This is a genomic window from Natronorubrum halophilum (assembly GCF_003670115.1).
In the GTDB taxonomy this organism is placed as follows: Archaea; Halobacteriota; Halobacteria; order Halobacteriales; family Natrialbaceae; genus Natronorubrum; species Natronorubrum halophilum.
The window spans coordinates 1,003,210-1,025,000 of sequence record NZ_QQTY01000001.1; the positions used below are offsets into that span (position 1 = coordinate 1,003,210).

18 protein-coding genes are annotated in these 21,791 nt (G+C 66.3%); 8 read left to right on the top strand and 10 right to left on the bottom strand.

The genetic code is table 11. From position 1 onward, the window contains the following. Window positions 1-19 precede the first annotated feature (19 nt). The 3 genes from DWB23_RS04765 to DWB23_RS04775 form a co-directional block, all read right to left on the bottom strand. Window positions 20-802, bottom strand: coding sequence for a hypothetical protein (locus tag DWB23_RS04765; protein ID WP_121741638.1), 783 nt, complete (start codon window positions 800-802; stop codon window positions 20-22). 98 nt (window positions 803-900) lie between these two features. Then, a complete protein-coding gene (pdxS, locus tag DWB23_RS04770; protein ID WP_121741639.1) occupies window positions 901-1,812 on the bottom strand; it encodes a pyridoxal 5'-phosphate synthase lyase subunit PdxS in 912 nt (303 codons plus the stop codon). An 86-nt stretch (window positions 1,813-1,898) separates the two neighbouring features. Further along, window positions 1,899-2,687 (bottom strand): acetoacetate decarboxylase family protein, encoded by a 789-nt coding sequence (locus DWB23_RS04775; protein ID WP_121741640.1) that lies wholly within the window; start codon window positions 2,685-2,687, stop codon window positions 1,899-1,901. 104 nt (window positions 2,688-2,791) lie between these two features. On the opposite strand from DWB23_RS04775, the gene DWB23_RS04780 reads away from it, so the two are divergent. Beyond that, window positions 2,792-3,517: a DUF1405 domain-containing protein gene (locus DWB23_RS04780; RefSeq protein WP_121741929.1), complete on the top strand. Its 726-nt coding sequence runs from the start codon at window positions 2,792-2,794 to the stop codon at window positions 3,515-3,517. A 9-nt stretch (window positions 3,518-3,526) separates the two neighbouring features. On the opposite strand, the gene DWB23_RS04785 is transcribed toward DWB23_RS04780, so the two are convergent. Continuing rightward, entirely contained in the window at window positions 3,527-6,325 is a 2,799-nt protein-coding gene (locus tag DWB23_RS04785) for a valine--tRNA ligase (protein WP_121741641.1), read from the bottom strand. Between the two features lie 174 nt (window positions 6,326-6,499). Next, window positions 6,500-7,147: a hypothetical protein gene (locus DWB23_RS04790; RefSeq protein WP_121741642.1), complete on the bottom strand. Its 648-nt coding sequence runs from the start codon at window positions 7,145-7,147 to the stop codon at window positions 6,500-6,502. Between the two features lie 104 nt (window positions 7,148-7,251). Between DWB23_RS04790 and DWB23_RS04795 the strand changes: the two genes are divergently transcribed. Further along, a complete protein-coding gene (locus DWB23_RS04795; RefSeq protein WP_121741643.1) occupies window positions 7,252-9,861 on the top strand; it encodes an efflux RND transporter permease subunit in 2,610 nt (869 codons plus the stop codon). Between the two features lie 47 nt (window positions 9,862-9,908). Here the strand turns inward: DWB23_RS04795 and DWB23_RS04800 are convergent, their stop codons facing one another. From DWB23_RS04800 to DWB23_RS04810, 3 genes are all read right to left on the bottom strand, one after another. Beyond that, window positions 9,909-11,072, bottom strand: coding sequence for an XdhC family protein (locus DWB23_RS04800; protein ID WP_121741644.1), 1,164 nt, complete (start codon window positions 11,070-11,072; stop codon window positions 9,909-9,911). Between the two features lie 88 nt (window positions 11,073-11,160). Beyond that, window positions 11,161-12,465 (bottom strand): VWA domain-containing protein, encoded by a 1,305-nt coding sequence (locus DWB23_RS04805; protein WP_162989749.1) that lies wholly within the window; start codon window positions 12,463-12,465, stop codon window positions 11,161-11,163. Continuing rightward, the gene (locus DWB23_RS04810) at window positions 12,462-13,430 is read right to left on the bottom strand and encodes an AAA family ATPase (RefSeq protein WP_121741930.1); all 969 of its coding nucleotides are present in this window, start codon (window positions 13,428-13,430) and stop codon (window positions 12,462-12,464) included. The genes DWB23_RS04805 and DWB23_RS04810 overlap by 4 nt, the downstream gene beginning before the upstream one ends. 277 nt (window positions 13,431-13,707) lie before the next feature. On the opposite strand from DWB23_RS04810, the gene DWB23_RS04815 reads away from it, so the two are divergent. From DWB23_RS04815 to DWB23_RS04825, 3 genes are read left to right on the top strand one after another with little or no spacing between them, the layout of a single operon-like run. Beyond that, window positions 13,708-14,187, top strand: a complete 480-nt coding sequence (locus DWB23_RS04815) for a (2Fe-2S)-binding protein (RefSeq protein ID WP_121741646.1) — start codon at window positions 13,708-13,710, stop codon at window positions 14,185-14,187. Further along, window positions 14,184-16,607, top strand: a complete 2,424-nt coding sequence (locus DWB23_RS04820) for a xanthine dehydrogenase family protein molybdopterin-binding subunit (protein ID WP_121741647.1) — start codon at window positions 14,184-14,186, stop codon at window positions 16,605-16,607. The genes DWB23_RS04815 and DWB23_RS04820 overlap by 4 nt, the downstream gene beginning before the upstream one ends. Beyond that, entirely contained in the window at window positions 16,607-17,494 is an 888-nt protein-coding gene (locus DWB23_RS04825) for an FAD binding domain-containing protein (protein ID WP_121741648.1), read from the top strand. The genes DWB23_RS04820 and DWB23_RS04825 overlap by 1 nt, the downstream gene beginning before the upstream one ends. A 135-nt stretch (window positions 17,495-17,629) precedes the next feature. On the opposite strand, the gene DWB23_RS04830 is transcribed toward DWB23_RS04825, so the two are convergent. Together DWB23_RS04830 and DWB23_RS04835 are read right to left on the bottom strand one after the other, a co-directional pair. Then, a complete protein-coding gene (locus DWB23_RS04830) occupies window positions 17,630-17,920 on the bottom strand; it encodes a hypothetical protein (protein WP_238717345.1) in 291 nt (96 codons plus the stop codon). A gap of 185 nt (window positions 17,921-18,105) precedes the next feature. Continuing rightward, window positions 18,106-18,351 (bottom strand): acetyl-CoA carboxylase, encoded by a 246-nt coding sequence (locus DWB23_RS04835; RefSeq protein ID WP_121741649.1) that lies wholly within the window; start codon window positions 18,349-18,351, stop codon window positions 18,106-18,108. Window positions 18,352-18,538: 187 nt separating this feature from the next. On the opposite strand from DWB23_RS04835, the gene DWB23_RS04840 reads away from it, so the two are divergent. The 3 genes from DWB23_RS04840 to DWB23_RS04850 are packed head-to-tail and all read left to right on the top strand — an operon-like array spanning window position 18,539 to window position 21,775. After that, window positions 18,539-19,441, top strand: coding sequence for a 5-oxoprolinase subunit B family protein (locus DWB23_RS04840; RefSeq protein ID WP_121741650.1), 903 nt, complete (start codon window positions 18,539-18,541; stop codon window positions 19,439-19,441). Next, complete coding sequence (locus DWB23_RS04845) at window positions 19,441-20,406, top strand: 5-oxoprolinase subunit C family protein (RefSeq protein WP_121741651.1); 966 nt, start codon at window positions 19,441-19,443, stop codon at window positions 20,404-20,406. Before DWB23_RS04840 ends, DWB23_RS04845 begins: the two co-directional genes overlap by 1 nt. 16 nt (window positions 20,407-20,422) lie before the next feature. Continuing rightward, window positions 20,423-21,775, top strand: coding sequence for an acetyl-CoA carboxylase biotin carboxylase subunit (locus DWB23_RS04850; protein WP_121741652.1), 1,353 nt, complete (start codon window positions 20,423-20,425; stop codon window positions 21,773-21,775). Window positions 21,776-21,791 lie beyond the last annotated feature (16 nt).

Here is a 21,791-nt window from a genome sequence, read left to right on the forward strand (position 1 = left end):
ACCCGCTGGTCGCGTCGGCTCACCGCTTCGAGCCGCGGGCCGTCTTCCAGCGACGGCCGTAGATCCGCGGGAGCGCATCGACCTTCGCCCCGCGAACGTTCCTCGGCACGGTCGACACGCGCGTGGAGACGCTGGCCGGCAGTGGACCGGAGGGAACCGACGACACCGCCGTCGGATTGTTCGAAACCGGCCGTCGGCCGGCGTAGCCCGAGCCGCGCTGTTTCGACTCGTACAGGTCTTCGAATTTCGAATGGCCCTCGAGAACCCCCTTGCGGGCCGTTTTCGCCGCCTTCTTCGCCTGCTGCTGGAGCGCCGCATCCGGCGCGTCAGCTTTCACGTCGTCGACGAACGACTCGACGTCGGCAGCCGCTTCGGAGTCGCCGGAGGAGTCGAGCAGATCCGGGCCGACGACGTCCTCGAGTTCGGATTTGAGCTGTGGCAACTCCTTTTGAAAATCGACGACGTCGACGGTGTTCCAGAGCTCTCGTAGATGAATGACGTGTCGGATCGTGCTGAGATCCAGCGCCAGATCCGGATCCCGCTCGCGAATCGCTTCCGGGAGTTCGTCCAGGTCGAGGAGATCCGGCAGCGCCGACACCTCGACGACGTCCGGCAGCTTCTCGAGGTCGATCGTCTCGAAGATATCGTCGACTTCCTCGACGACGTCCCAGAGCTCGGCTGCCGTCGCCGACAGCGTCTCGTCCGACTCGTCGGCGGTGGTTTCTTCGAGCAACCGTGTGGTTCCCGCTTTGAGCCGGGTGGACAGTTGTTCGACGGGAGACTGGGACGTCGTCTGAGTCATACGAGGGAGTAGGCGCTACACGGAGAAAGCGAAGCTGCTTGCCGATCGGTTGCGGTTCGGAACCGTCAGAATAGCGCGTCGGTTTTCGCCGCAGTCGTTTAGACGCCTCGACCCTGCATCTTTTCCTCTTCGGCGAGATCGGCGTTCGCGTCGCCTTTCATCCCCTTGCCGAGGTTCTTCGAGATTTCGGCGAGCGTCTCGGCGTCGTCCCAGTTGTTGGTCGCCTCGACGATCGCCTCGCCCATGGCGGGCGGGTTCTCCGCCCCGAAGATCCCGCTGCCGACGAAGATGCCGTCGCACTCGTGGTGCATCATGAGCGCCGCGTCGGCGGGCGTCGCGATGCCACCTGCCGCGAAGTTGACGACCGGCAATCGCCCCATCTCGGCGGTCTCGTGGACCAGTTCCGCGGGGGCTTCGATCTCGCGGGCGTAGGCCTCCCGCTCCTCGTGTTTCATGCCCTCGAGTTCGCGGATCGCGCCCTTGATCGTGCGCTGGTGGTGGACGGCCTGGTTGACGTCGCCGGTGCCGGCTTCGCCCTTGGTCCGGATCATGGCCGCGCCCTCGTCGATGCGACGGAGCGCTTCGCCGAGGTTCCGTGCGCCGCAGACGAAGGGAGCCGTGAAGTCGCGCTTGTCGATGTGGTAGGCGTCGTCGGCGGGCGTCAGCACCTCGGACTCGTCGATCATGTCGACGCCGACGGCCTCGAGAATCTGGGCCTCCTTCGTGTGGCCGATCCGGGCCTTCCCCATGACGGGGATGGAAACCTCGTTGACGATTCCCTCGACGTCCGCGGGGTCCGCCATCCGGGCGACGCCCCCGCGCTTGCGGATGTCTGCCGGAACCGCTTCCAGGGCCATGACGGCGACTGCACCCGCGTCTTCGGCGATCCGAGCCTGTTCTTTGTTGACGACGTCCATGATGACGCCGCCTTTCTGCATCTGGGCGAACCCTCGCTTGATGAGATCCGTCCCTCGTCGTAGTTCCTCGAGATCGGTCTCCGTGTCGGACATAGTGCGGCGTTAGGACCCATCGCACTTACGCGTGTCCGTTCCCCACAGCGCGTCCGCTGGCGTGACAGTTCGGCTCGCGTCGCGGTTCACGACCCGACTCGCTCACCGTCGGAGAGCCACGCGCGAACGCGAGAGCCGTACAGGCTCGCGATCGGTCGGGTCCGGCAGCCGAGGGTTGCCCGCAGGTCGGGATCGATCTCGAGCGTCGTCCCGAGCCCGGTTCCGACGGCGATCTCGCCCCGAATTCGAGCGCGCGTTCGCACCAGATCACCGTCCATCGTCGTGTAACTCCACAGCGTCCGATCGCTGTCGCCGATTCGGGTGCGCGGCCGCGGGACCTCGAGGCGGACCGTTTCTCCCGTCTCGCCGTTGCGGACCACGGTTCGGAGCCCCCGCGGGCCGTCGGTCACCGTGATGTCGGCCCGTTCTTTGGGGTAGCCCCAGATCTCGCGCCCGAGCGCGACCGACGGATCGGTCGTGACGGGCAGCCAGTGGACGTACCCGCCGATCTCGCCGTCGAGCAACTGTGCAACCGGGCGGTCCGTCCGACCGCCGCGGACCGCGGGGACGATGACGGCGAACTCGTCGTAGGGCTCGAGGCCGGCAGCAGCGCTGCCGGCTGCCGAGTCGGCATCGGGGCTCGTCGCGTCACGACCGCCGCCGACGCGGTGGTACTGGATGCCGACGAACGTCACGCAGCCGATCCCGGGTGCGATCGCGAGCGAGGAGAGCGCATCCGGCAGGAGCGCCTCGAGTCGGTCTCGCCTCGCGGGGACCGTCACGCCGCCCATCGCGAACTCGAGGTCGAGCGGCAACGCGATTTCGTGGCCGGTCGAGAGCGTCACTCGAGTTCGATCGCCGGTTCCGCGGTGCATACGTCGACCAACGACGGGGAGCCGGTAAGTGTCTGCGGGTGACCGGTTCGGAGTCGACAATCGCTACTGTTTTGCGGGTGTCGTTCCTCACGCTGGATGAAACGATGTCCACGACGCCCGGGGTGCCCGATCGGGATCCACTGCCGACGTATCTCGCGCCCGTTCCGAAGACGCTCGAGGACCTCGGCCTTCGGTTCGCGTGGCTCGTCGTGGCGATCAACCTCGCGGGGACGGCCTTCGGGTTCTGGTACTACGCGCCGCAGTTGTCCGAGACCGCGACGGTCATGTGGCCCTGGGTCCCCGACAGCCCGCTGGCGACCCTGTTTATCGCGCTCGCGATCGCCTGCTGGAAACTGGGGTACGAACAGCCGTGGCTCACGTCGCTCGCGTTCTTCGGAAACGTCGTGTTGGGCCTGTGGACGCCGTTTACCCTGCTCGCGTTCGCCGACGCGTACGGCTACCTGCACCCGCTGATGTTTCAATTCCTCTTCTGGAGTCACCTCGCGATGGTCGTCCAGGCCTTCGTCCTCCACCGAATCACCGACTTCCCCGTCTGGGGGGTCGCCGTCGCGTTCGTCTGGTACGCCAGTAACCTGCTCGTCGACTACTTCGCGCCGATCGTCGGCGAGCCACACCACACCGCGATCCCCGTCGCCCGAGACACGCCGATGTTCCTCGGGGCGGACGCACTGGACGTTATCGCCGCGGGAGAAGTCGCGTTCGTGTTCCTCGCGCTCTTTCTCGCTCTCGCGACGAGGATCAAAACGCTCGAGGCGGCCCGCGATCGAGATTCCCGCCGCGAGTCGAGCGAACAGCGACCGACGCCGTGATCGGCCCGATCAGGCGTCCTCGAGGATGACGACCGCCGACTCTGTCTCGATCATCTCGCCCGCGCCGGAGTAGCTCCGCTCGAGTTCGACCTCGAACAGGTCGTCCTCGAGTTCCTCGTCGGCGACTCGAAGGACGCGCGACTCCGCGCCGTCGTCGATCTCGTACTCGCCGCTCTCGATGCCGGCGTCGATATCGCCGACCTTCGAGCCGAACTTCGGCCCGAGCGTCGCGTAGTCGAGGTCGATCGAGGCGACTTCGGTCGTCACCTCGGGCTCGTCCTCGAGAATCGTCAGCTCCCGGACGTGCATCACGTTCTGGATGGCGTCCTCGAAGCCGTCGATGGGGCCGTAGACCGAGACCGCTTCGAGGGCTTCGTTCAGGGGCAACTGGTTCTCGCTCTTGTAGCGTCGCAGCGCCGAGATGACCTCCATCGCGGTCTCGCCGGCCTCGAGGTCTGCTTCGTAGCCCTGCGGGGCGGGCCACTCGCGCGTGTGGAGACTCTCGAGTTCCGAGGCCGGACTGGTGGCATAAACCGCCTGCCAAATCTCCTCCGTGACGTGGGGCAAGAACGGTGCCCACACCTCGAGGAACGTGCGGTGTGCCGTTCGAAGCGCGTACTGCGTCGACGGCTCGTCTTCCCGAGTCTTGGCGATCTCGAGGTAGTCGTCACAGAACGTGTTCCAGAAGAAGGTTCTGAGACGGTCTCGAGCCTTCGCGAACTCGTATTCTTCGAAGTGTGCGGTGAGATCCTCGACGGCGTCGTCCAGCTCGGCGAGCAGCCAGCGATCGATCGCCTCGAGGTCGGCCGGCTCCTCGGGATCGGCGGGCGCGAGCGTGTCGACGAGCTTCGAAGCGTTCCAGAGTTTGCGCAGGAGCTTCTCGCCCGCGGTCAGATCCTTTTCCTGATACGGGAAGTCGTCCCCGACGGCCGCGCTGGCGGACCAGAACCGGACGGCGTCGACGGGGTACTCCGAGAGCACCTCGTCGGGCGCGACGATGTTACCGCGGGATTTGGACATCTTTTCGCGGTTCTCGTCGAGCACGTGGCCGTTGATCATCGTCGCGTCGAAGGGCACCTCGCCCGTGTGCTCGTAGCACTTGACGATCGTGTGGAACAACCAAAACGAGATGATGTCGTGGCCCTGCGGCCGGAGATCGAAGGGGTACAGTTCGGGGTTGTCCATGGAGAACTCCTCGCTCTCCTCGTCCCAGTCCCAGCCGGCGTTGATCAGCGGCGTCAGCGAGGAGGTCGCCCACGTGTCGAAGACGTCCTCCTCCGGGACGAACTCGTCGTGACCACACTCGGGACACGCATCGACTGGTGGCTCGTCCGAGAGGGGATCGACAGGGAGTTCCTCGCGCTCGGCCATGATTTCGTGATCGCACTCCGCACAGTACCAGACCGGGAACGGAATCCCCGAGTCGCGCTGGCGCGAGATCAGCCAGTCCCACTCGAGGCCCTCGATCCAGTGTTTGTAGCGCGTGAACATCTTCTCGGGGTACCAGTCCATCTCCCGGCCGGCCTCGAGGTACTCCTCCTTGTGGTCCAGAATTTCGACGTACCACTGCTTGGAGACGCGGTACTCGACCGGCGTATCGCAGCGCTCGTGGACGCCGACGGCGTGGGTGATCGCCCGGCGGTCGCGCAGGGAGCCTTCGTCCTCGAGGTCCTCGACGATGGCCTCGCGGGCCTCTTCGGTGGACAGTCCCTCGTAGTCGCCGGCGAGGTCGGTCATCGTCGCGGACTCGTCGATGGCGACGCGAAGCGGCAGGTCGTGGGCCTGGTACCACTCGATGTCGTTCTGGTCGCCGAAGGTACAGCACATGACGACGCCGCTGCCTTTCTCCATGTCGACGCGCTCGTCTTCGATGATCGGCACCTCGTGACCGAAGAGCGGAATGCGCGCGGTTTCGCCGACGAGATCCTGGTTCGCCTCGTCGTCGGGATGGACGAAGACGGAGACGCAGGCCGGAATGAGTTCGGGTCGCGTCGTCGAGATGACGAACTCCTCGCGCGGCGCGCCGGCGCCCACGAGTTCGAACGCGATATCGTTGAAGTGCGACTCCCGTTCGTCGTCTTCGGTCTCGACCTGCGAGATAGCCGTCTCGCACTCGGGACACCAGATCGCGGGGGCCTTCTTGCGGTACTCGCGCTCTTTCTCGTAGAGATCGAGGAAGGAAAGCTGCGAGATGCGCTGAACGCGGGGTTCGATCGTCTTGTAGGTGTTATCCCAGTCGATCGAACAGCCCAGGCCTTGCATCTTCTCCGTGAACTCCGCCTCGTACTCCGCACAGACCTCGCGACAGAGTTCCTGGAACTCGCGGCGCTCGTAGTCCTGGTGGCGGATGTCCAGTTCCTCCTCGGTCAGACGCTCGCTCGCGATCCCGTTGTCGTCGTAGCCGAAGGGAAAGAGCACGTCGCCGTCGTGCATCCGCTGGAACCGGGCGGCGAAGTCCTGCAGGGTAGAGCCGTAGAGGTGGCCCATGTGCAGGCTGCCCGAAACCGTCGGCGGCGGCGTATCGATCGCGTAGGTCGTGTTCGGATCCTGTCCCGGATCGCCGTCGTACGCGTAGACGTCCTCGTCGAGCCAGCGCCGTTGCCAGCGCGTCTCGACCGCCGCCGGATCGTAGCCGCCCTCGAGGGTCGGTCCGTCGTCCCCGGCGTCGTCCGCCGCTCGCTCAGGCGCATCCGTACTCATGCTCTCACCGCCCGTCTCGGGCGTCGTCCGTGCGTCGTCGTCCCGTCGAAACTGTGTTCGTTCATTGGAAATACCGGTCGTTGCTCGGTGAATGCTGGTCGCCGACAATACATCCGTCGAAACGGGGTGGGGAAAGGGGGCTATAGCGCCCCTACGAAAACGGTCTCGCGTGCGCGGCGGAACTCGAGAGCGCGGCTACGGCCACCGTCGCAGCGACAGCCAGCGCCAGTGTCGAGCATATGTAACTGTACCGGGGGGAACGGTGTTAGGTGTTTCGTCGTCTCACGGATCGGGCGCGCCATCGAAGTGAATCACGGCCCGCGAGTCGCCGACGACCGTTAGCTCGCCGTCGAGGTACGTCGCCAGTCGCTCGAGCGAGGGGCCGCCGTCGTCAGGGTCGACCCTGACGACCGTAATTCGCTCGTGCTGGGTCGCGTCGTACGTCCCTTCCATGATGACCGAGAACAGTTCCCGCGACGTGATCGGCTCCCCGGCGTCCAGTCGCGCGGCGATGCCCTCGAGCGAGGATTCGACCGTCGTCTCGACGTCGAACGTGACGTCCACGGAGACGGCCGCGTTCTCGTCGGTGGCCGCGAGATACTCCTCGGAACTCCTGATCGCGGGGACGATGACGTCTTCGAAGTCGACACCGTAGGTCTCGGTACCGAGGTAGACGAACGCGACCATCGCCCGGAGGCCGTCGAGAAACGCCTCGTCGGTCGTCGTTTTCTCGAAGGTCTGCTTGCGATCCTTCTCGGGGAGCGCGTGCAAGAGCAGATCGAAATCGAGCGTCGCCGCCAGAATTCGCCGGCGGATTCGGGCTTCGGCGTTGCGTTTCGACTGTTCGTGGCTCATCTCCCGTTCGCCGAGCAGATAGGCTCGGTCCGCGGGGCTGAGTATCCCGCGTTCGCGATCGATGTCCGTGTTCATAATCCAAATCCGATTATACAACATCGGTTTCGATCCGAACTGCTATCACGCTGCCGGTCCGAAGGGACGGCAATGAACACGGCTGTTACTCGAAACGGTGGGACATGAGCGGGCGCATCGCGGGCCGATACGCGGATTGGATCGTCTCACACAGCCGTCTCGTCGTCGTGCTCGTCTTACTGCTCACCGCCGTCGTCGCCGCCGGTGCAGCGATCGGCGAGAGCGAGGACGGCGAGATCGGCCAGTTCGAGACCGACTCCGAAGAGACCGAGGCGCTCGAGGAGATCGAAGCGACCTACGGCACCGACGAGGGTGTCGTCGCCCAGGTCGTCGTCCGCGAGGAGGGCGGTGACGTCCTGACCCGCGAGTCGCTGCTCAAGGGGCTGCGGCTCCAACAGGAGATCCGCGAGGACGAGGACCTGAACGCGACGCTCGACGAGCAGGGAGTCGTCGGCCTCGAGAACGTCGTCGGGACGGCCGCGGTTTTCGAGGACCGGGCGGCGGCGAACGGCCAACCCGAGACGAACGAGCCGACGCTCGAGGAGCAGATCGACGCCCTCGAGTCGCGCTCGAACGCAGAGGTCGGGGAACTGCTCGCCGACGTGCTCGACCCCGACGCCGAACGGGGCGGTGAAGACGCCTACGAGTTCCTCCCGACCGACTACGAACCGGGCTCCACCGAAGCCGAGTCGCGGATCACGTTCGTGTTTCAGGTCGACGACGGCGGTCCGGGCGAGGAGCCACAGGCGACGTACGACGCACAGGTCGAGATCGCCGAGCGCGTCGACCAGCGCTTCGACGACGCGTTCGTCTTCGGACAGGGGATCGCCGACGAGGCGTCGTCGAACGCCGTCGGCGACAGCTTCGCGATCATCACCCCCGTCGCGCTCGCGCTCGTCCTCGGCGTCCTCGCGATCACGTATCGCGACGTCGCCGACGTCCTCGTCGGCGTCTTCGGCATCGCCGTCGTGATGGCCTGGCTCGCTGGCGTTCAGGGCTGGCTCGAGATTCCCTCGAGTCAACTGCTTATCGCCGTCCCCTTCCTGTTGATCGGGCTGAGCATCGACTACGCGCTCCACGTCGTCATGCGCTACCGGGAGGCGAGGGCGGGGGAACTCGAGGACGGACGCACACCGACGGAAGCGGGCGGTGGCGAGGCCACAGCCGAGACCCGGCGCGGGACGGACGGCGGCAAAAACGGAACGCGATCGGGGATGCGACTCGGACTCGCGGGCGTCGTCCTCGCGCTCGCGGCGGCGACGGTCTCGACCGGCGTCGGCTTCCTCTCGAACGTCGTCAGTCCGCTCCCGGCGATCCGGGACTTCGCGATCCTCAGCGCCGGCGGCATCCTCGCGACGTTCGTCGCCTTCGCCGTGCTCGTTCCGGCGCTCAAAGTCGAGGTCGACGAGGTCCTCGAGACCCGGTTCGGCCGCGACCGGGCGAAACCGCCGTTCGGAACGGGGACCAGCGTCGTCAACCGCGCGCTCTCGCGGTTCGTGACGCTGGCTCGTCGAGCACCGGTCGCGGTCGTGTTCGTGGCACTCGTCCTCGCCGTGGGCGGTGCCTACGGGGCGACGACGATCGATACCGAGTTCAACCAGGCGGATTTCCTCCCCGAAGACGCTCCCGAATGGGCCAAGTCACTGCCCGGCCCGCTCGCACCCGGTACCTACACGATCAGCGACGACGTGGCCTATCTCGGCGAGAACTTCGCCGAACGGGGCGAGGGGAGTCAAACGCAGATCCTGATACGCGGGGACGTGACCGATCCCGAGGCGCTCAGGGCGATGGCCGACGCCGGCGGCGGCGTCGGCGAAGACAGTACGATCATCGTTCGGCCCGGTGGCGAGGCCGCGATCGACGGCCCGCCGACGGTCATTCGAGAGCTCGCTGCGGAGAACGAAACCGTCGCGGCTGCCCTTGAGGAGAGCGATACGACCGACGACGGCCTCCCGAACGAGGACGTCGCCGGGTTCTACGACGTGCTGTTCGAGGCCGATTCCGAACGGGCGTCCGACGTGCTCTATCGAACCGACGACGGCGAGTACGAGTCCGCCCGCCTCCTGGTGAGCGTGCAAGGCGATGCCGCCGCACAGACCGTCGCCGACGATACTCGCGACGTCGCGACCGGGATCGAGAGCGACGGTCCCGTCACCGCCGTCGCGACCGGCGGCCCGGTGACGACGGCCGTCGTGCAGGACGCGCTCCTCGAGACGCTCGTCCAGGCCTTCGCGATCACGCTGGTCGTCATCCTGGTCTTCCTGACGGCGCTCTACTGGGTTCGCCACCGCGCGCTCTCCCTCGGCGCGATTACGCTGGTGCCGGTGGTCGCGGCGCTCGCGTGGTTGCTTGGCACGATGGCGGTACTCGGCCTGCCGTTCAACAGCGAGACGGCCGTTATCACGAGTCTCGCGATCGGTCTCGGCGTCGACTACAGCATTCACGTCGGCGAACGGTTTCTCGCCGAAAAAGAAGCGCGCGAATCGCTCGAGGACGCCCTCGCCGCGACGGTCACCGGGACCGGCGGGGCGCTGCTCGGCAGCGCGGCGACGACGGCGGCCGGGTTCGGCGTCCTCGCGCTGGCGCTCGCGCCGCCGCTCCAGCGGTTCGGGCTGGTGACCGGGATGAGCATCATCTTCGCGTTCGTCGCCTGTCTCACCGTCCTGCCGTGTCTGCTCGTGCTCCGGGAGCGGGTGCTCGCTCGAATGGGGTGAGGCGAAAACCGATCCGCTCGCCGCGAAAGCGGCGCTCGAGTCGCCGATTACTGCTGTGACGGGTCGCCGAGCGCGACGTCGATTCGGTCGTGGAGCGCGCCGTCTCGGTCCCTGAGGTGGCCCGGCGACCGGTCATTGTGGACGGCGAGCAGTTCCGAGACGATGCTCATCGCGATCTGGTACGGCGCACCGCCCCCCAGGTCCAGCCCGATCGGCGTGTAGACGCTCGAGAGCTCCGCCCGCGTGAACGCTCGGTCCTCCTCGTCGAACGCCTCGAGCATCTCCTCGAAGCGTTTGTGGGGTCCCATCAGCCCGATGTAGGGCACCGGCGACTGCACGAGTTCCTCGAGGGCGATCCGGTCGTCGACGAAGTTGTGGGTCATCACGACGGTGTACGTCCGCTCGTCCAGGTCGAGTACGTCGCGGACTTCCGCGGGGGACGCCGAGACGACGCGATCCGCGTCCGGGAACTTCTCGCCCGTCGTGACGGCTCCCCGGAATCCGACGACGGTTACCCGGAAGTCGGCCAGCGTCGCCAGTTCGACGACGGGCGCGACGTCGTGTCCCGATCCGAAGACCACCAGCTCCGGCGGCGCGGCGATCCCGTCACAGAAGAGCGTCACCGCCGAGCCGGCGACGTCGACGGTGACCGTTTCCGCGTCCCCGGTCGTCGCGAGCGACGAGACGGCGTCCTCGAGTCGAGTCGTCACGTCGTCCGGCCACGTCCCGACCAACTCGCGGAACTCGCCGGCACCCTCGTGGTAGTACGCGCGGTCCCCGCGGTCGAACGCGTCGGTCTCGCTGTCGAGGACCGTGACGACCGTCCCGCTCTCGCCGTCGGCGAACGCGCTCAGCGCGGGCTCGAGCGCGTCGGTGAGCGGCTCGAGGAGGATGTCTATCACGCCGTTACAGCCGATTCCGAGGCCCCACACGTCGTCGTCTCCGCTCAGGTCGAATCGTTCGATACGGGACTGGCCCGATTCGAGGACGGCCGTCGCCAGCGACCGAACCTCGTCCTCGAGACAGCCCGCGGTGAGGCTCCCCACGCCGTCGCCGTCGCTATCGATGAGCATTTTCGTCCCCGGTCGGCGGTAGGCGCTCCCCTCCACGCGGACGATCGTCGCAAGGACCGCTCGCCGGTCCGACCGGCAGGCGTCGTAGATCGCACTGAGAACGGCCGTTTCGGGAACGCTCCAGTCTCGAGAAGACATACCGTGTGTTGGGCGCTCACGCAATTATACCTTCTGTCAGTCGAGCGATCCGCGTCCCGTCTCGACGGCCGAACTACCGCGACCGATCCTACGGGACACCCGCGCCGACGGTATACTCGTGGCCGATCCGACCGTGAACGCCGCGAAGCGTGAGCTGTCTGGCGATTTCCTCGAGATCGTCCGATCGGGAAAACCCGAACAGTCCGTCGATGAACGGGGACGCGGTCGCGAGTCCCCGGCACGTCGGTTCGTATTCCGCGTCGGTCGCGAGCGGGTTGAGCCAGAGAACGGACGCCGCTCGAGTCGAGAGCCAGGTCATCCCCCGCTCGAGCCGATCGAGTTTCCCGACCTCGAGGCCGTCGCTGATCACGAGGACGGCCGTCTCCCGATCGACGGCCGCCGGGTAGTCGGTCCGGAGGGTCGAAATCGCGTCGCCGATCCGGGTCCCGCCGCCCCACTCGGTCTCGGCGCGCTCGAGGGCGGCGATCGCGCGGTCCGACGTCGGTTCGTCGAACTGCGCGGTGACCTCCCGCAGGCTGGTATCGAAAAAGAATATTCGAACCGATCGCCAGTCGGCGTGCATCCGCTGGAGCACGCCCAGCAGGAATCCGCGATCGATGCTGTCGAGGACCGACCGGCTGACGTCCACGAGAACGACGGCGTTCACCGCCGTCCGGTCGTAGCTCCGTCGCTCGAACTCGAGGACGGTGCCGCCGGTCCCGAAACTCCGTCGGAGGGTCCGACGGACGTTCAACGCGGCACCCGCCGGTGCGTCTTCGAAGCGTCGACTCCGCTTTCGCCCCAGCGCCCGGCCGATTCGCTCGAGCGGTTCGCGAACGTCCGCCTCGGGTAGCGTCACGTCGTCGACGGCGACCGGTTCGGAGCGACCGGTTCGGGTCGACAGCGCGCGAAAAACGCGCCCCTCGTCCCGTTCGGAGTTCGATTCGTCGTCTCCGTCCGCAGTCGCGCTCGATTCCGCTGCGGACGACTGCGTGGATGCCGCCCGCTCGAGTGGCTCCGGAGACTCGGGGCTTCCGCCGCCCGCGTCCCGATCCGGTTCGCCGGACTGCGGCACTGCGAAGGGCTGCGCCGTGCTGTCGGCGGCGGACGGTTCGTCGCTTCCATCGCCCGTGAGTCGAGCCCAGAAGGCCGGAAAGAGCCGTTCGAACGCGTCGAGGTCCGATCGCTGGGAGACGAGCGCAGTGCGGAGGGCGGCGCGGACCGCCGTCTCGTCGGGGTCGGGGAGTTCCGCGACGGCTCGAGCGGCCGTACTGCTCGCCGTCGGCGGGACGGCCGCGCCCTCGGTACGGAGCGCGTCGGCAAAGCGCACGATCTCGCCGATCACGTGGTCGCGGACGGTATCGAGCCCGCCGGACTCCGGGTTGGTAGTCACTGCGCCTCCGCCCGCTCTCGGGCGTCGCTGGCCGCCCGAGCGAGGGTCTCGAGCAGATCGTCGTCGATTCGAGAGACGTCTTCGACCTCCTTCAGCAGACACGAGAGCGTTCGATCGATCAACTGCGGCGATAGCGCGGTGTCCGGATCGCCATCGTCGGTCGCAGCGCTGTCGTCGTCGGTCCCCGATCGGAGCGCGAGGAGCGCGCGGGACCAGTCGAGCGTCTCCGCGATGCCGGGCTGTTTCAACAGCGGTTCCTCGCGCAGTCGCTGGACGACGCCGCAGATCTCCGCGGCCGTCGGCCCGTCCAGCTCCGGGGCCTTTCGCCGGACGATCTCTCGTTCCTTCTCGAACGACGGCGGCTCCACGTGGAGGTACAAACAACGTCGCTTGAGCGCGTCGCTCAACCCCCGCGTCCGGTTCGACGTGAGGAGGACGATCGGCGGCACCGACGCCTCGACCGTTCCCAGTTCCGGCACCGTCACCTGGAAATCGGAGAGGAACTCGAGGAGCAGCGCCTCGAACTCCTGATCGGCCCGGTCCACCTCGTCGATGAGGAGGACGGCGGGCCGGTCGCGATCGCCCGACAGCGCCCGGAGCAGCGGTCGCTCGAGCAGGTACTCCTCGTCGAACACCGACCCATCGTCGGTGACGCCGCGCTCTCCGGCCTGCACCGAGAGGAGTTGCTTCGTGTAGTTCCACTCGTAGAGCGTGTTCTCGGCGGCCAGTCCCTCGTAACACTGTAACCGAACCAGTTCGGTCTCGAGACCCGCCGCCAGCACCTTCCCCAACTCCGTCTTCCCGCTCCCGGGGTCGCCCTCGATGAGCAGCGGTTTCCCGAGTCTGAGCGCGAGCAACACCGGGATCACGATGTCGTCCTCGGCGACGTACTCCTGGCGATCGAAGAGCCGTCTGAGATCCGACTCGGTGAACGTCTCGAACGGGGTCGCGGTCGTCTCACTCATGGTGCGCTCCGACGAGCGGGCGTCGTTCCGCGGATCGTCCACCGAGGGCCGCCGATTCTCGAATCCATTGGGTTCGTGTCGTTCCGAAGCGCTCCAGACGGTAAACGTTCACTCGAGGAGCCACCAACGTTCTGATAGATATTGCCGAGCGTCACTGTCTGCAACTCCGGTGGCAAAGCTATTTACCTCGATCTGGTATCTAGCACATGTGAGTTCCTGGCACGAGAGTTGGGAACAATACTCGTGGAATTCGAGGCGCATACTCCGAGGTCAATGAATGTCAGAACACAGTATATCGGTAACGGTCAACGGAACGCAACACGAGCTAACCGTCGAACCGCGGACGTTGCTCGTCTCGGCGCTTCGAGACGAACTCGGCTATACCGGTGCGAACGTCGGTTGTGAGACGGGTCGGTGCGGTGCCTGTACCGTCAGGGAGAACGGCGAGACGATCAAATCCTGCACCCGCCTGGCGGTCCAGGCCGACGGGGCGGAGATCGAGACGGTCGAGGGACTCGCCGACGACGGTGACCTCTCGGCCCTGCAGGAACGATTTCAGGAACACCACGGTCTCCAGTGTGGCTACTGTACGCCGGGGATGCTCATGTCCGCCGACACCTTCCTGCGGGAGAACGACGATCCAAGCCGCGAGGAGATTCGGGAGGCGATCGAGGGCAACCTCTGTCGGTGTACCGGCTACCAGAACATCGTCGACGCGATCGAGGCCACGGCCGACCAGTTGGGGGAGCAACGATGAGCGACGCGGATGCGGACGGACCGACCGAGACGGTCGGCGAAGTCAGAGCGGACGGGGGATCCAGCGACGACAGCGGCGGAGCCTTCGGTTCCGCGATCGAACGCGGCGAGGACGTTCCGCTGCTGACGGGTTCCGGGGAGTACACCGACGACATCTCCCTGCGAGGAACGACGCACCTGGCGATCCGGCGGTCCGAGCACGCACACGCGCGCATCGAGGGCGTAGATACCAGTGACGCGGAAGCGATAGACGGCGTGATCGCCGTATTCACCGGCGAGGACGTCGTCGAGAGCGGCGTTCCGAACACGATTCCGACCGCGTGGGACCTTCCCGGGCTCGTCCAGCCGCAGTATCGGATGCTCGCCACGGACAAGGTCCGCCACGAGGGAACCGCCGTCGCCGCCGTCGTCGCGGAGACGCGACACGCGGCCCACGACGCCATCGAACACGTTTCGGTCGAGTACGAGCCGCTCGAGCACGTTACGGACCCCGTCGAGGCCGTCGAGCGAGACGTGCCGCCGGTTCACGAGGAAGCCGAGGACAACGTGGCCTTCGACTTCGAACTCGGCGACGCGGACGCCACCGACGAGGCGTTCGCCGACGCCGACCGGGTCGCGAGCGTCGACCTGCGACAGCCCCGCATCATTCCGAACGCGATGGAGCCGCGGGCGGCCCTCGCCGACTGGGAAGAGGCGACGGGGAAACTCCGCCTCTGGATGACGAGCCAGAACCCCCACCTGCATCGAATGCTGCTCTCGGCGGGGACGCTCGGGCTCCCGGAGAACAAGATTCAGGTGATCGCCCCCGAGGTCGGCGGCGGCTTCGGGAGCAAGATCTACCACTACCCGGACGAGGCCGTGACGGCCTGGTGTTCGATGCAACTCGGTCGACCGGTGAAGTGGCAGGCGACGCGCTCGGAGAGCTACCTGACCGACTGTCACGGCCGAGACCACGTGACGACCGGCGAGATCGCCCTCGACGACGACGGGACGATCCGCGGGGTTCGCGTCGAGACGCACGCCGGACTGGGCGCACAGCTTTCGCAGTTCGGGACGGCGACGCCATCGTATCTGTACGCGACCGTGCTATCCGGCCAGTACACGATCCCCGCCATCCACTGCCGCGTCGTCGGCGCGTTCACGAACACGACGCCCGTCGACGCCTATCGCGGCGCGGGTCGGGCCGAGGGAATATACGTGATCGAACGGCTCGTCGACGTCGGCGCGCGGGAACTCGAGATGGATCCGGCCGAACTGCGACGGCGGAATCTCGTCCAACCCGACGAGTTCCCGTACGAGTCGGCGGCGGCGCTGGTCTACGACAGCGGCGAGTACGAACGCGCGATGGATCTGGCGCTCGAGCACGTCGACTACGACGCGCTGCGCGAACGCCAGCGCGAACTTCGAGACGAGGGACGGTACCTCGGGATCGGGATCGGCAACTTCATCGAATCGGCCGGCCTCTCGCCCTCGGGGCTGGCGGGCGATCTCGGCGCACAGGCGGGCGGCTGGGAGAGTTCGATCGTTCGCTTCGACTCGACGGGATCGGTGACGGTCCTCGCGGGAACGGCCGACCAGGGACAGGGCCACCGAACGACCTACGCTCAGGTCGCCGCGGAGGAACTCGGCGTCTCCGTCGACGACGTCACGGTCGTCGAGGGCGACACGGATCGAATTCCGCAGGGGATGGGGACCTACGGCAGCCGCAGCGCCTCGGTCGGCGGCGGCTCCATCGCCCGCGGCGCTCGCGAGGTTCGGGAGAAGGCTCGCCGGATCGCCGCCCACCAACTCGAGGCGAGCGTCGACGACATCGAGTTCGACGAGGGCGAGTTCCACGTCGCCGGCGCGCCGGATCGCTCGCTGCACATCCAGACGATCGCTCACGAAGCCTACCTCGGCCACGACCTGCCCGAGGGGATGGACCCGGGTCTCGAGGAGACCAACTTCTACGATCCGGAGAACTTCACCTACCCCTTCGGCACCCACGTTGCGGTCGTCGAGGTCGAGCCCGAGACGGGCGAGATCGAGATCGAACGCTACGTCGCGGTCGACGACTGCGGCGAGATCATCAATCCGATGATCGTCGAGGGGCAGGTCCACGGCGGGATCGCACAGGGAATCGGGGCCGCGCTCTACGAGGGAGCGGCCTACGACGACGAGGGCCACCTCCGAACCCGGCGGATGGACGAGTATGCTGTCCCGCACGCGACGCAGTTGCCCGACTTCGAGACGGACAACACGGTGACGCCGAGTCCGCACAACCCGATCGGGGTGAAAGGCGTCGGCGAGTCGGCGACCATCGCGGCGACGCCGACCGTGGTGTCGGCCGTCGCGGACGCGCTCGAGCCCTTCGGCGTCGAGCACCTCGACATGCCGATCACGCCGGAGTCGGTCTGGCGGGCCACGGAGGGTGATCGCTGATGTACACGAACGACTTCGAGTACTACCGCGCCGACAGCGTGGATAGCGCGCTCGAACTGCTCGGCGACCACGACGGTGCCGAACTGATCGCCGGAGCCCACGGCCTGCTGCCGCGGATGAAGACCGGCGACGAGTCGCCGCCGGCGCTCGTCGACATCGGGCGGGTGAGCGGGCTCGACACGATCGAATCGTCGGACGGCGATAGCGGCGGTGACGGTGACAGCATTTCGGTCGGCGCGCTCGCGACTCACGCCGAGATCGCCGAATCGGAACTCGTCCACGAACACGCGACGGCGCTCGCCGACGCCGCGTCCGAGTTAGGGGATCCGCAGGTGCGAAACGGCGGCACGATCGGCGGGAACCTCGCCCACGGAGACGCGCGCTCGGATCCGCCGGCCGCCCTCCTCGCGCTCGAGGGCTCGCTCGAGGTCCGCGGTCCGGACGGCGAGCGAACGATCGACGCGACCGATCTCTTCGAGGGGCCGTTCGAGACGGCGGTCGCCGACGACGAGATCGTTACTGCGGTCCGGATTCCGACCGACGACGACGCCGTAAGCGGCTACCGCAAGCGCCGCGATCCGCTCTCGGGCTACGCGATGGTCGGCGTCGGCGTCTGGCTCCAAATCGACGACGAAACGATCGAGGCAGCCCGGGCTGCCGTCACCGGCGCGACGACGACGCCCTCGAGACTGCCGGCCGTCGAGGACGAACTCGAGGGGAGTGCAGTCTCCGAGGAGACGATCACTGCGGCGGCAGCCGAGGCCGGCACCACGCTGGAGGCCGACGCGTTCGTCTCGGACGTCCGAGCGAGCGCCGAGTACCGCGAGCACCTGCTGACGATCGACACCGAGCGGGCGTTGTACGACGTACTGGACGTCGATCAGTAACCGATCGTCGTCGTTCTTCGGAGGAGTCCACGCGGGGACGAGGATCCCGGGAGAACGACGAACCGGCGGTGTTCGCCCTCGCCAATCACGGCACGGACCGTTACGTCCTCCCCGCGAAAGCCGTCGAGAGAGGCGTCACACGAAGGTATTGAAGGACACGATACCGACTGCGAGCATCAGGAAACCGAGAGCGACCGTAATGACGGCACCGCCCCAGTTGCCGACGCGGTAGGCCAACGAATGCTTCCGATCGAGATCCTCCCTCGTGTGGATGCTGACGAGCCCGTTCACCAAGACGAACGTCGCCGGGAGCACGAGAATGGTGTAGGCCACTAACCCGGCGAGTACGAGGCTGGCGACGACCACCAGACTCCCGAGTAGTGCCAGTCCGTAGCCGACGGCGTAGAGCTGCCAGGACTTCATCATCAAATTGGTCTGACACTACAGTCACGACCGGCATGTATCTGCCGGTCACGTGTCCCCCGAAACTGACCGACACCCTCTACGTGCAGACGGTACTCGCAACGACCTCGCGCGACTTCGGCTCGCGGTGGAGTTCAACGGAGTTTGCACCGACGGTGTTCGCCGTCGGTCGACGATGCCAGACGGCGTTAGTTGGTCTCGAGAACCAGCAGGTCGTCGCCGGCGTCGACTTCCTGTTCGTTTTCCGCGAGGAATTCGGTGATCGTGCCGTCGGCCGGCGCCGTGATATCGTGGAAGTTCTTCATGACGCCGACCAGTCCGATGACGTCTCCCTCGGAGACCTCGTCACCTTCGTCGGCGAACGTCGCTTCGTCCGGGTCCGGTCGCGTGTAGAAGACGCCGGGCATCGGCGATTGGATGTGTTCTGTCGTCATTTACGAAATCTTACCAGTAAGTACGACCCCTGAGCATATAGGTTTTGACAAAGCTATACCACTCCCTACATCATTGTAAACTCTCGCAACCCGCATTGTTTACGAGAAGATGTAATTATCTTAGTGTGTATCCTATCCTACTCTAGTCGGCATCTATACAGTGGTAACCGTTCTCCTACACGGTAGGATGAGTGACCGAACGATAACGAGACAGGAGCTTCCGTCTCCGCGGTACGAATACGGCGGTGACGACTGGGTGTTCGTCGAACTCGACGAGGCGATGAGCTTCGACGCGAACTTCAAGGCACAGGCGATGACACAGGAGATCCGCCGGAACAGTCTCGAGGGACTGATCGAGGTCGCGCCGTCGAACGCCTCCTACCTGATCCAGTTCGATCCGGGCGTGTTGCATCCGGACGAACTGATCGAAGAGTTGCGATCGCTCGAGGACGAGATCGACGTCTCCGACTACCAGTGGGAGGCGCGGGTGTTCGACATCCCCGTCTTCTACGACGATCCGTGGACCCACGAGACCCTGATGGACTTCCGGGAGCGCCACCAGGACCCGGATTCGACGGACCTCGAGTACTCCGCAGAGATCAACGGCTTCGACTCCGTCGAGGCGTTCATCGACCACCACGCCGGTGCGCCGCACATGGTGACGATGATCGGGTTCGTCCCCGGACTGCCGTTCTGTTTCCAGATGGTCCCTCGAGACGAGCAGATCGAGGTGCCGAAGTACGAACAGCCGCGGACGGCGACGCCGAGTCGCGCGATCGGATTCGGCGGCGCGTTCACCGCCATCTACCCCGTCCCCGGGGCCGGCGGCTACCAGCTCTACGGTCGAACGCCCGTCGAAGTACTCGACGTCGATCAGGAGCTGTCGGCCTTCGAGGAATCGATGGTGCTCCCGAACCCGGGAGACATCCTCAACTTCCGCCGGATCGACCGCGAGGAGTACGATTCGATCCGCGAGGCGGTCGAAGACGGCAGCTACGAGTACAACTACGATCGAGTCGACTTCGAGCCCCAGGCGTTTTTCGAGGATCCACGCGGGTACAACGCGAAGCTTCTGGAGGTGCTCGAGTGATGCGAATTCTCGACGGCGGACTCGTCACGACCGTTCAGGACACCGGCCGCTACGGCCACTACCACATCGGCATGCCACCCTCCGGCGCGATGGACCAGTTCGCCCACAAAGTCGGCAACTGGCTCGTCGGCAACGACGAATCCGACGCGACGCTCGAGATGACCTACATGGGTGCGGACGTCGAGTTCGAGGACGACGCCGTCTTCGCCGTCACCGGCGCGGACATGGAGCCGTCGCTCGAGAACGAGCCGATCCCGACGTGGACGGCCGTCCGAGCCGAGGCCGGCGACACGCTCAGTTTCGAGTTCGCGACGGAGGGCGCGCGAACGTACCTCGCCGTCGCCGGCGGCATCGATATCGAGCCGGTGATGGGGAGCCGGTCGACGTACACCCTGATCGGCATCGGCGGCCACGAGGGCCGCTCGCTCGAGGCGGGCGACGAACTGCCGACCGGCGAGCCGGCGGGGGACGCCGACGCGATGGTCGGCACCTCGATCGACGAGGCGGACCGACCGGATTACTCGACCAACGAGATCAACGTCGTGATGGGGCTCTGTGACTATCGCCTCACCGACGAGGGCCGACAGCGGTTCCTCGACGCCGACTGGAAGGTTTCCGACGAGGCCGACCGGGTCGGCTACCGGTTCGAAGGGCCCGACATCACCGACATGTTCGAAGAGCGCGAGCAGCCCTTCGGTGCCGGAACCGACGTCACCAACGTCGTCGACCTCGGCTACCCCGTCGGCTCCATCCAGATGGCCGGCCAGCCGATCATCCTGATGCGAGACGCCGTGACCGGCGGCGGCTACGCGACCGTCGGAACCGTCGTGAGTCCCGACCGCGGCGCGCTCTCGCAGTGTCGAACCCACAGCACCGTAGACTTCAACGCCGTCGACGTCGAGGAAGCGCTCGAGATCCGTCGCGAGCGAGACGACCGCCTCGAGCGCATTCAGAACTCCCTGTAGTCCGAACTTCCAATAGATGATCAACAAAGTACTCGTTGCGAATCGAGGCGAAATCGCGGTTCGCGTGATGCAAGCGGCGACCGAACTCGGAATCGAAACCGTAGCCGTCTACAGCGACGCCGACGAGACGGCCAAGCACGTCCGGCGCGCCGACGAAGCCGCGCACGTCGGCTCCTCCGTCGCCGGCAAGAGCTATCTCGACCAGGAGTCGCTGCTGGAGGCGGCGACCGAAACCGGGGCCGACGCGATCCACCCGGGCTACGGATTCCTCGCGGAGAGCGAATCGTTCGCCCGCCGGGTCGAAGACTCCGAGTTCATCTGGGTCGGGCCGCCGGCGGACGCGATGGCCGACTTCGGCGAGAAGACCAAGGCGCGGGCCATCATGGACGAGGCCGGCGTTCCGATCGTTCCCGGGACGGACGAGCCGGTCGACGATCCGTCGCAGGTGCAAGCCTTCGGCGACGAACACGGCTACCCGGTCGCGATCAAGGCCGACGGCGGCGGCGGCGGTCGCGGGCTGAAAGTCGTCGCTGGTCCCGAAGAAGCCGAGGAAGCCTTCAAAAACGCCAAACGCGAGGGCGAGGCGTACTTCGACAACGACGCCGTCTACGTCGAACGCTTCCTCAAGAACCCGCGACACATCGAGGTGCAGGTCATCGGCGACACCCACGGCAACGTGCGCCACCTCTACGAACGCGACTGCTCCGTCCAGCGTCGCCAGCAGAAACTCATCGAAGAGACGCCGTCGCCGGTGCTCGACGAGGAGACGCGGGAGGAGCTCTGTGAAGCCGCCCGATCCGGCGTCGGCGAAGCCGGCTACAGCAACGCCGGAACCGTGGAGTTCCTCTACGAGGACGGCGAGTTCTACTTCCTCGAGGTGAACGCCCGGATTCAGGTCGAACACACGATCACCGAGGCGGTGACGGGCATCGACATCGTCAAGGAACAGTTCCGCGTGGCCGCGGGCGAGGAGCTGTCGTTCGAGCAGTCCGCGGTCGACCCCCGAGGTGCGGCGATGGAGTTCCGCATCAACGCCGAGGATCCGTTCAACGACTTTTCGCCGACGCCGGGTACCCTCGAGACCTATCGACCCCCCACGGGGATGGGCGTCCGCGTCGACGACGGCGTCGACCAGGGCGACAGGATCAGCCCGTTCTACGACTCGCTCGTCGGGAAGTTCATCGTCACTGGACAGGACCGAAGGGAAACGCTCGAACGCAGCGAGCGCGTCCTCGAGGAGACGGAGATCGAGGGTATCTCGACGACGATCCCGTTCCACCTCGCGGTGCTCGAGGACGACGCGTTCGTCGACAGCGAGCACACGACGAAGTACCTCGACGAGCAGTTCGAGGGGCTGGACGAACCCTGACCGCACGGCGAGGGTG

What these genes read in the sequence shown, in the direction of transcription:
- DWB23_RS04810 (WP_121741930.1), bottom strand. Translation starts at nt 13,430, where the DNA reads ATGAGTGAGACGACCGCGACCCCGTTCGAGACGTTCACCGAGTCGGAT.
- pdxS (WP_121741639.1), bottom strand. Translation starts at nt 1,812, where the DNA reads ATGTCCGACACGGAGACCGATCTCGAGGAACTACGACGAGGGACGGAT.
- DWB23_RS04800 (WP_121741644.1), bottom strand. Translation starts at nt 11,072, where the DNA reads ATGTCTTCTCGAGACTGGAGCGTTCCCGAAACGGCCGTTCTCAGTGCG.
- DWB23_RS04845 (WP_121741651.1), top strand. Translation starts at nt 19,441, where the DNA reads ATGCGAATTCTCGACGGCGGACTCGTCACGACCGTTCAGGACACCGGC.
- DWB23_RS04840 (WP_121741650.1), top strand. Translation starts at nt 18,539, where the DNA reads ATGAGTGACCGAACGATAACGAGACAGGAGCTTCCGTCTCCGCGGTAC.
- DWB23_RS04825 (WP_121741648.1), top strand. Translation starts at nt 16,607, where the DNA reads ATGTACACGAACGACTTCGAGTACTACCGCGCCGACAGCGTGGATAGC.
- DWB23_RS04850 (WP_121741652.1), top strand. Translation starts at nt 20,423, where the DNA reads ATGATCAACAAAGTACTCGTTGCGAATCGAGGCGAAATCGCGGTTCGC.
- DWB23_RS04775 (WP_121741640.1), bottom strand. Translation starts at nt 2,687, where the DNA reads ATGCACCGCGGAACCGGCGATCGAACTCGAGTGACGCTCTCGACCGGC.
- DWB23_RS04780 (WP_121741929.1), top strand. Translation starts at nt 2,792, where the DNA reads ATGTCCACGACGCCCGGGGTGCCCGATCGGGATCCACTGCCGACGTAT.
- DWB23_RS04815 (WP_121741646.1), top strand. Translation starts at nt 13,708, where the DNA reads ATGTCAGAACACAGTATATCGGTAACGGTCAACGGAACGCAACACGAG.
- DWB23_RS04795 (WP_121741643.1), top strand. Translation starts at nt 7,252, where the DNA reads ATGAGCGGGCGCATCGCGGGCCGATACGCGGATTGGATCGTCTCACAC.
- DWB23_RS04820 (WP_121741647.1), top strand. Translation starts at nt 14,184, where the DNA reads ATGAGCGACGCGGATGCGGACGGACCGACCGAGACGGTCGGCGAAGTC.
- DWB23_RS04790 (WP_121741642.1), bottom strand. Translation starts at nt 7,147, where the DNA reads ATGAACACGGACATCGATCGCGAACGCGGGATACTCAGCCCCGCGGAC.
- DWB23_RS04765 (WP_121741638.1), bottom strand. Translation starts at nt 802, where the DNA reads ATGACTCAGACGACGTCCCAGTCTCCCGTCGAACAACTGTCCACCCGG.
- DWB23_RS04830 (WP_238717345.1), bottom strand. Translation starts at nt 17,920, where the DNA reads ATGATGAAGTCCTGGCAGCTCTACGCCGTCGGCTACGGACTGGCACTA.
- DWB23_RS04835 (WP_121741649.1), bottom strand. Translation starts at nt 18,351, where the DNA reads ATGACGACAGAACACATCCAATCGCCGATGCCCGGCGTCTTCTACACG.